This window comes from Hydrogenophaga sp. FW305-3-2-15-A-LB1, from assembly GCF_058787875.1.
Window position 1 is genome coordinate 1 of sequence record NZ_JBYTAE010000135.1, and the last position, 8,360, is coordinate 8,360.

At 70.3% G+C, this 8,360-nt stretch carries 9 protein-coding genes and 1 pseudogene; 6 read left to right on the forward strand and 4 right to left on the reverse strand.

The genetic code is table 11. The features are described from left to right. The 3 genes from AC3WPZ_RS26800 to AC3WPZ_RS26810 all read left to right on the forward strand — a co-directional run. Positions 1-214, forward strand: a 214-nt coding sequence (locus AC3WPZ_RS26800) for a hypothetical protein (RefSeq protein WP_492442393.1), incomplete at its 5' end; no start/stop codon positions are given. Between the two features lie 185 nt (positions 215-399). After that, positions 400-1,104, forward strand: a complete 705-nt coding sequence (locus AC3WPZ_RS26805; protein WP_492442395.1) for a ProQ/FinO family protein — start codon at positions 400-402, stop codon at positions 1,102-1,104. Continuing rightward, positions 1,101-2,378 (forward strand): MFS transporter, encoded by a 1,278-nt coding sequence (locus tag AC3WPZ_RS26810; RefSeq protein ID WP_492442397.1) that lies wholly within the window; start codon positions 1,101-1,103, stop codon positions 2,376-2,378. The genes AC3WPZ_RS26805 and AC3WPZ_RS26810 overlap by 4 nt, the downstream gene beginning before the upstream one ends. Here AC3WPZ_RS26810 and AC3WPZ_RS26815 read toward each other — a convergent pair. Genes AC3WPZ_RS26815 through AC3WPZ_RS26825 form a run of 3 tightly spaced genes read right to left on the reverse strand, consistent with a single transcriptional unit; the run spans position 2,342 to position 5,388 of the window. Then, positions 2,342-3,643: an FIST signal transduction protein gene (locus tag AC3WPZ_RS26815; RefSeq protein WP_382322152.1), complete on the reverse strand. Its 1,302-nt coding sequence runs from the start codon at positions 3,641-3,643 to the stop codon at positions 2,342-2,344. The genes AC3WPZ_RS26810 and AC3WPZ_RS26815 overlap by 37 nt on opposite strands. A 43-nt stretch (positions 3,644-3,686) precedes the next feature. Beyond that, a complete protein-coding gene (locus AC3WPZ_RS26820) occupies positions 3,687-4,520 on the reverse strand; it encodes a PhaM family polyhydroxyalkanoate granule multifunctional regulatory protein (RefSeq protein ID WP_492442399.1) in 834 nt (277 codons plus the stop codon). A 37-nt stretch (positions 4,521-4,557) separates the two neighbouring features. Beyond that, complete coding sequence (locus AC3WPZ_RS26825) at positions 4,558-5,388, reverse strand: enoyl-CoA hydratase/isomerase family protein (protein ID WP_382163839.1); 831 nt, start codon at positions 5,386-5,388, stop codon at positions 4,558-4,560. An 85-nt stretch (positions 5,389-5,473) separates the two neighbouring features. On the opposite strand from AC3WPZ_RS26825, the gene AC3WPZ_RS26830 reads away from it, so the two are divergent. Further along, the gene (locus AC3WPZ_RS26830; protein ID WP_382322154.1) at positions 5,474-5,914 is read left to right on the forward strand and encodes a VOC family protein; all 441 of its coding nucleotides are present in this window, start codon (positions 5,474-5,476) and stop codon (positions 5,912-5,914) included. A gap of 9 nt (positions 5,915-5,923) precedes the next feature. Here AC3WPZ_RS26830 and AC3WPZ_RS26835 read toward each other — a convergent pair whose 3' ends face one another. Next, complete coding sequence (locus AC3WPZ_RS26835) at positions 5,924-6,931, reverse strand: fumarylacetoacetate hydrolase family protein (protein ID WP_444687595.1); 1,008 nt, start codon at positions 6,929-6,931, stop codon at positions 5,924-5,926. A 228-nt stretch (positions 6,932-7,159) separates the two neighbouring features. On the opposite strand from AC3WPZ_RS26835, the gene AC3WPZ_RS26840 reads away from it, so the two are divergent. Both AC3WPZ_RS26840 and AC3WPZ_RS26845 read left to right on the forward strand, forming a co-directional pair. Next, positions 7,160-8,035, forward strand: coding sequence for an IclR family transcriptional regulator (locus AC3WPZ_RS26840; protein WP_492442401.1), 876 nt, complete (start codon positions 7,160-7,162; stop codon positions 8,033-8,035). A gap of 11 nt (positions 8,036-8,046) precedes the next feature. Beyond that, positions 8,047-8,360, forward strand: a pseudogene (locus AC3WPZ_RS26845) (hypothetical protein); the annotation flags it as partial.

An 8,360-nucleotide genomic window follows, 5' to 3' on the forward strand; every position in this document is an offset into this window, starting at 1 on the left:
CCTCTCCCCTGTGATGGGTGGCACCAAGCCCCCCACCCTCGTCGAATGCGTCGAACATGCCGAGGTCTTTCCCGAATCAAGTTGGATTGAAACCAAGGGGCATCACCATCCGGCGCGATCCGACCATCGCCGGCATGAGGTGCCCATCGGCACTTGCTGCGCGGAGCCCGTCTCTGGTGGACCGTTCAAGACACCCGCGCGCGGAAATTTATAACACTGTTTTTCTACAAAACCCATGCTTTTCCGGCATGAAATGAACAAAAAGGTTATCGAAATCCAAAAATGGCCGGCGTGCCATGGACCGTTCCGGCGCCCCATGCATGGACGAAGGTGGCCCGCATCCCAGGCACTGGCATGATGTCGGACTTCGCAGCCCCGCTGCCGGTCCCACTCCCAGCCATGAACACAGCCACCATCCCGCCCGACGCGCCCGCCACCGCCCAACCGGCCCGGGCGCGCCGCGGCGCCCCGCGCAACAAGGCCCCACGCACCGATGCGCGCCCACCCCGCCAGCACCCGGTGCTCGACCAGTTGGCCCAGCTCGCGCCCGGCCTCTTCGGCGAGGTGCTCAAGCCGCTCAAGCGCGGCATCTACCAGGACCTGCTCGACGCCCACCCAGGCGTGCTGGACGCCGAAGGACTCAAGGCCGCACTGGCCCTGCACACCCGCTCGTCGCGCTACCTGACCGTGGTGGCCTCGGGCCAGCCGCGCCACGACCTCGCCGGCCAGCCGGTGGAGCCCCTGGCGCCCGAGCACGTGCACCATGCGCTGATCGAGGTCTTCCGCCGCCGCCAGGGCCGCTCGCCGGAAGACCTGGTCCCCAAGCTGCGCCAGCGCATCGTGCAGGCCTTCGAGGCCTCGGGCCTGGGCCGTGAGGCCTACGCCACGCTGGTGATGGGGCGCGACGAGACCGTCAACGCCATCACCGCCGAAGCCCTGGCCGAAGCGGCCAGCCGCGCCGCGCGCGACGAAGCCCTGCTGCGCGCCTTCGACGCCAGCGGGCAGACGGTGGAGGCTTTCGCCGACATGTACGGCATGCCGGTGCACGAAGCCCGCCGCACGCTGGAGCGCGCCCGCGCCCGCCAGACACCCCGCGCCGCATGAGCCCCGCGACGACCACCGAATCACCCTACGCGTGGTGGCGGCTGGTCGTCTCGCTCGTGCTCATGACGCTGGGCGGCGTGGGCATGTACTCGGTCACCGTGGTGCTGCCTCGCATCCAAGCCGACTTCGGGGTGGATCGCGGCGCCGCCTCGCTGCCCTACACGCTCACCATGGTGGGCTTCGGCGTCGGCGGCATCCTCATGGGCAAGCTGTCCGACCGTTTCGGCGTGATGGTGCCGGTGCTCGGTGGCGCCGTCGGCCTGGGCCTGGGTTTCATCGCCGCCGGTGCGGCCACCACGCTCTGGCAGTTCAGCCTGGCGCAAGGCCTGCTCATCGGCCTGCTCGGCACCTCGGCCACCTTCGCGCCGCTGGTGGCCGACACCTCACGCTGGTTCGACCGGCGCCGCGGCATCGCGCTGGCGATCTGCATGAGCGGCAACTACGTGGCTGGCGCGATCTGGCCGCCGGTGACGCAGCATTTCATCGACCACGGCGGCTGGCGCGAGGCCTACACCTTCATCGGCGTGTTCTGCCTGCTCACCATGCTGCCGCTGGCCCTGGTGCTGCGGCGGCGCCCGCCTCCTGAAGCAGCGCCGGTGCCGGTCGCTGCGCCCGCCAGCGCGACTGTCGCGCCAGGCGATCGGCCACTCGGACTGTCGCCCGGCACGCTGCAGGCCCTGCTGTGTGTGGCCGGGGTGTCGTGCTGCGTGGCCATGTCCATGCCGCAGGTGCACATCGTGGCCTACTGCACCGACCTGGGTTTCGGCGCCGCGCGCGGCGCCGAGATGCTCTCGGTGATGCTGGGCATGGGCGTGGCGAGCCGGCTGATCTCCGGCTGGATCTCCGACCGCATCGGCGGCCTGCGCACGCTGCTGCTGGGTTCGGTGCTGCAGGGCGTGGCGCTGCTGATGTTCCTGCCCTTCGATGGCCTGGTGCCGCTGTACCTGATCTCCGGCCTGTTCGGCCTGTTCCAGGGCGGCATCGTGCCGAGCTACGCCCTGATCGTGCGCGAGCACTTCGCGCCCATGCAGGCCGGCGTGCGCGTGGGCACGGTGCTGATGGCCACGCTGCTGGGCATGGCGCTGGGCGGCTGGATGTCGGGCGCGATCTTCGACCTGACCGGCTCCTACCAGGCCGCCTTCCTCAACGGCATCGGCTTCAACCTGCTCAACGTCAGCATCGTGTTCTTCCTGCTGCGGCGCGCGCGGGCGCGCGGCATCGGCCTGGGCCGGTCGTCTCAGGGCATGGTGAACACGGTGAGCACGCCGGTGTAACCGTAGAGGCTGTGGTGAGCGATCTCGCCACCGGCGAAGAAACCCACCAGCGGCACATCGCCGAGCGCGCGGCGCACCACCTGAAGCTCGGCGCTGGGGCTGCCGAAATGCGGCCCGCCGCGCCCCGAGCAGCTGACGTACACCGCCCCGGCGATGCGACGCGCGGCATGCGGGCCGGCCTCCACGTCGGTGGACGAGAGCGCCGTCGCCATCGACAGGCCCAGCTCTTCGGGCTCGAGCTCTTCACGCACCTCGGCGCACACGCGCACGAGGTCGGCGCGCGCGGCCTCGGCGTTGCGCTCGCAGAAGGCCAGGCGCGTGCCCACCGGCGCCACGTCGGCAATCGCGATGCCGCGCCGCCCCGGGTCCAGGCCGATCAGGTGGCGCACCAGCACCTCGGTGCCGAACTGGCCGCGCACGCGCGGGGCGGGCGCTGAGGACGCGCTGTGCTCGGGCAGCGGCGGCGAGAGCCCCACCAGCGTGGCGCGCAGGCGCGGCATGGCTTCTTCGGGTTGCTCCAGCGAGATCACGCGCTCGCGCAGCAGCACGTCCAGCGCGGGTTCGTCGTCGAGCATCAGCACCAGGTTGCCGTCGGACGCGGTGACCGTGCGCTCGCGGTCCACCGGCTGCGCCCCCTGCGTGACGCGCGAGACCAGGCCCACGTCCGCCCCGAAGGCCACGCCGCTCAGGCCGCCATGGAACACCCCGCTGGCCGCGCCCTGGCCGTCGAGGGTGCCCGCGCTGCTGAGCGAAAACTGCACGCTCTGGTGCCGGCTCGCCGCCAGCCCACCGAACACGTAGCCGCTGCGCGTTCGCTCGGCCATTTCGGCAATGAGTTCGGCCAGCTCGGGCGTGCCGCCGTCGGCATGCACCAGCGCCGTGTGCGCCTCGAAACGGTCGGCGATCGCCGGCCGGCCACTCGTGGAGAGTGGCGCCACCCCGCTGAACACACGGTACTGGCCCGGGTGCAGATCGCACAGCATCACGCACATCGCGGGCTCGTCGAAATACTCCACGTTGTTGGCCGCGATGCCCACGCCCACGGTGCCGGCCCAGTCGATCGCCTCGGACGACAGCTCGGCACTCAGGTGCTTGAGGATGGCCTCGGCTTCGTCGGCGTAGTGGTCGGTGATGTAGAGCAGCCCCAGGCAGGGCGACTTGGCGTATTCGGGCAGCGCCATCTGCGCGCGCAGTTGCGCGAGCACGAGAGCGGCGGCCATCCGCCATTGCGGGTGGGTGGCGTGGGCGTAAGGAAAGAGTTTCATGAGAAAAAAGGCGGCGCGCCGCGAACACGGCGGCGTGGGAGGTTCAACGTCGGCTGGCGGCCTTGCGGGCCGGGGCCTTCCTGGCGGCCGGCTTGGCGGCGGATTTCGCGGCAGGGCGCTGGGCAGAAGGGCTGGCGGCCGGCCGGGCCACCGCCCGCGCGGCAGCGCGGCCCACGCCCCGGGCGGCCTTGCCGGCCATGCCGGTGGCGGTCTTCAGGGCCTGGTCGGTCAGGCCGCTGGCGACTTGGCGCGTGGTGTCGAGCGCGGTCTGCTTGGCCACGTCTTTCATCGCGTTGCTCGCGATCTGCTGGAACTGCTGCGACAGCGCCCCCCACCACTGCATCGGGTCCACCACGCCACCGGCGGCCGGCGCGGCGGCGGTCGCCGTCTTGCGGGCCGGCTTCTTCTTGCGCGGCGCCGGCGCAGGCGCGGCTTCGGGCTCGGCAGGGGTGCCGTAGGTGCGCGGCGGCACTTCCAGGCCGGCAAACGGCGTGGGCGCGGCGGCGGGTGAACCGGTGAAGCCGGCCAGGGTGTCGGCGGCCTTGATCTTGAGCGCGTTGGCCACATCGCCCATGCTGAAGTTCATCGTCTTGAGCGTGGACAAGGTCATCTTCTGCACCTCCAGCGCCTGGATGGTGGCCCCCAGCGCCTTGGCGTTCTGGTCCAGCCAGAAGTGCACGGCCTTGAGTTCCTCGATGCGTTTCTCGAGGTCTTCCACGTTGAAGGTGGGCGCCACCCAGCTGCCGAGGTTGGGCAACTGCGGGATGTTCTGGCTGATGCCCTGCGCCACCCCGCCGGCCGCCTGGCCCGCGAGGTTCTGCAGGAACTCGAAGCCGGGAACGAATTTGCCGAAACCGCTGCCGGGGGCGTCGCTCATGGAGATCTCCTGTCGTGCCGTCTAGGTCTTGTCTGTCTCAGCCGTCCACGCCGTAGCGGGGTGCGCGGCGCTCACGCAAGGATGCCACACCTTCGCGCACATCGGGCCCGGCAAAACCCATGAATTCGAGCGCCAGGGAGGTGTCGAACGCGGGGCCGGCCTGGCGCAGCCAGTTGTTGAGCGAGTACTTGGTCCAGCGGATCGCGGTCTGGCTGCCACTGGCCAGGCGGTCGGCCACTTCATAGGCCTTGTCGAGCAGGGCCGCGTCCTCCACCGCGAGCGAGACCAGGCCGATGCGCTCGGCCTCCTCGCCGCTGATGGGGTCGCACAACATCAGGTAGTACTTGGCCTTGGCCAGGCCGCACAACAGGGGCCAGACGATGGCCGCGTGATCACCGGCCGCCACGCCCAGGCGCGTGTGGCCGTCGACGATCTTGGCGCTCTTGGCCGCGATCGAGATGTCGGCCAGCAGGCCGGCCACCAGGCCCGCGCCCACGGCCGGGCCGTGCATGGCGCTGACGATGGGCTTGTCGCAGTTGATGACGTTGTAGACCAGGTCGCGCGCTTCCTTCCAGACGCGCGTGCGCACCTCGAAGTCGGTCGCCATGTCCTGCACCAGCGCGAGGTCGCCGCCGCCGGAGAAGCCCATGCCGCTGCCACGCAACACGGCGCAGCGCACGCTGTCGTCGCGCCCCACGTCGCGCCAGATCTCGCTGAGCTCCCAGTGGCCGTCGTGGCCGGCGGTGGGCAGCTTGCCGTTGCCGCCCGGGCCGTCGGCGCGCATCTGGATGTCGAGCACGGAAGGCACGCCGTCCACGGTGGGGCCGCGGCGGGTGATGGCGAGGGTCTGGTAGCGGCTGTAGTCCACGGGGCTGCTCATGCGGGTCTCCTGAAGGGCTGGGGTTCTGTCGGTCATTGTGCTCGACCGCGCGCCAGCGTCTATGCTGGCGGCCATGAACCCGTCCACCGCTGCGCTGCACACCCGCAGCCTGTTCCATTTCGCCTTCAACGTCACCGACCTGGACGCGGCGCGCCGCTTCTACGGCGGCGTGCTCGGCTGCGCCGAGGGCCGCAGCACCGACACCTGGGTGGACTTCGATTTCTTCAGCCACCAGATCTCGCTGCACCTGGGCGAGCCGCTGAAGACGCAGCGCACCGGCCGCGTGGGCGAGCACCTGGTGCCCATGCCGCACTTCGGCCTGGTGCTGCTGCTGCCGGAGTGGCAAGCGCTGGCCGCGCGGCTGCAGGCCGCGGACGTGGACTTCGTGCTGCCACCCCAGGTGCGCTTCGAGGGGCAGCCCGGGGAGCAGTGGACGATGTTCTTCTGCGACCCCTTCGGCAACCCGATCGAGGTCAAGGGCTTCGCGTCGATCGAGCAGGTCTACGCTGTTTGAACGCTGGCCTCAGGCCAGCGGCGCGATTTTCTGGTCGATCGCGCCGAACACGGACTGGCCATCCTTGCCCTTCATCTCGATGCGGATGGTGTCGCCGAACTTCATGAAGGCGGTCGAGGGCTGGCCGTCCAGGATGGTCTCGATCGCGCGCTTCTCGGCGATGCAGCTGTAGCCCTTGGGCCAGTCCTTGCGGCCGTCCACGTCCGTGCCCTTGTTGCTCACCGTGCCGCTGCCCACGATGGAGCCGGCGCGCACGTTGCGCGTCTTGGTGATGTGGGCCACGAGCTGGCCGAAGTGGAAGGTCATCTCCGGGCCGGCCTCGCACATGCCGACCTTGCGGCCGTTCCAGGTCGACTGCATGGTCAGGTGCACGCGGCCACCCTGCCAGGCGTCGCCGAGCTCGTCGGGCGTGACCGCCACCGGGCTGAACGCGGTGGCCGGCTTGCTCTGGAAGAAACCGAAGCCCTTGGCCAGTTCGGCCGGGATCAGGTTGCGCAGCGACACGTCGTTGGCCAGCATCAGCAGGCGCACGCCCTCCAAGGCCTGCTCGGGCGTGGCGCTCATGGGCACGTCGCCGGTGATGACGGCGATCTCGGCCTCGAAGTCGATGCCGAAGTCTTCACTGGCCACCACCACGTCTTCGCAGGGGCCGATGAAGTCGTCGCTGCCGCCCTGGTACATCAGCGGGTCGGTGTAGAACGACGCCGGCACTTCGCTGTTGCGCGCGGCGCGCACCAGTTCCACATGGTTGATGTAGGCCGAGCCGTCGGCCCACTGGTAGGCGCGCGGCAGCGGGGCCATGCACTGGGCGGGGTCGAACGGGAAGGCGTGGCGCGCCTTGCCCTGGTTGAGCGTGACGTACAGGTCGTGCAACTGGGGGCTGATGAAGTTCCAGTCGTCCAGCGCCTGCTGGAGCTTGTGGGCGATGCCGGTCGCATAATGCGCCGTGCTCAGGTCGCGGGAGACCACCACCAGTTGTCCGTCGCGCGAGCCGTCTTTGTAAGTGGCGAGTTTCATGCAAGTCTCCTGCTGTCAGGTTGGGGTCAAAGCGGGCACATTGTCCGCCTGGGGCCGGATCGGTGGCACACTCGGTGGATGTCTTTGAATTACGGATAGTGAAATTGATTCACCTATTCGTAAATACGGGATTCTAGACGAAAGCCCCGTGAACCGCTACAAGACCCGCCACCGGCCCGGGGAACCCACCGCCCGACCGACCGTCCAACCTTCGTGACCCTGATTCACATGCCTGTTGCCCAACGCCCCGCCATCGACACCGAAACCCGTGACGACGCGGAACCGTTGCGCGCGGGCATCCAGTCGGTGGAAGTGGGCTTCGAGCTGCTCGATGCCCTGTCGCAGGCCGACGGTGCCCTGATGCTGCGCGACCTGGCCGCCGCGGCCGGCATGAGCGCGGCCAAGGCCCACCGCTACCTGGTGAGCTTCCAGCGCATGGGCCTGGTGGTGCAGGACCCGGTGAGCACGCGCTACGACCTCGGCCCCGCCGCGCTGCGCATCGGACTGGCCAGCCTCGCGCGCCTCGACGCCGTGAAGTTCGCGCGCGAACGCATCGATGGCCTGCTGGCCGAGACCGGCCACACCCTGGCCATCGCGGTGTGGGGCAACCAGGGCCCCACCATGGTGCATTGGATCGAGGCGCCTCAGACGGTGCCCGTCACCCTGCGCCTGGGCGACGTCATGCCGCTGCTGACCTCGGCCACCGGCCGCTGCTTTGCCGCCTTCATGGGCAGTGAAGGCCGCGACGCCCAGCGCATCGCCCCCATGGTGCGCGACGAACTCGCGCGCCTGAAGAAGCTGCCGCAACATGGCGATCTGCCCCTGGTGGACGTGCCCCAGTCGCCGCAGGAGGTGCAGGCCCTGCTCGAAGACACCCGGCGCCGGGGCTTGGCGCGCGTGGTGCACAGCCTGCTGCCCGGCGTGGGCGGCTTCTGCGCCCCGGTGTTCGACGCCCAGGGCCGGCTCGCGCTGGGCCTGGTGGTGCTCGGCTCCGTGGCCACGCTGGACACCGACTGGCAGGGCGCCCCCGCCACCGCCCTGCTGCGCTGCGCCCGCCAGCTCAGCGCCGACCTGGGGCACCGCCCCGCCCCTTCCAGCCCGTGACCCAAACGCCCTTGTCACCTTCTGCCTCGCCACGCGGGTCGGTGCTCACCGCGCTGGTGGCGCTGGTGCTGGGCCTGCACCTGGTCCTGCTCGCCGGCGGCATCACGCTTCAACTGCCCGACACCGCCCGGGCGCCAGCGCCCCCGGCCACCGGCGCCAGTGCATCCGCCGCGAACGCCGAACCGCCCGCCACCGCCTCCACCCCGGCAGCGCGCCCGCAGCCGGTGCAGGTGAGCACCGTGCGCTGGATCGTGCCCGCCGCCCCGGCGCCCGCGCCGCGCCCCGAACCCGCGCCCCGGCCCAAGCCCGTTCCGAAGGCGGCGCC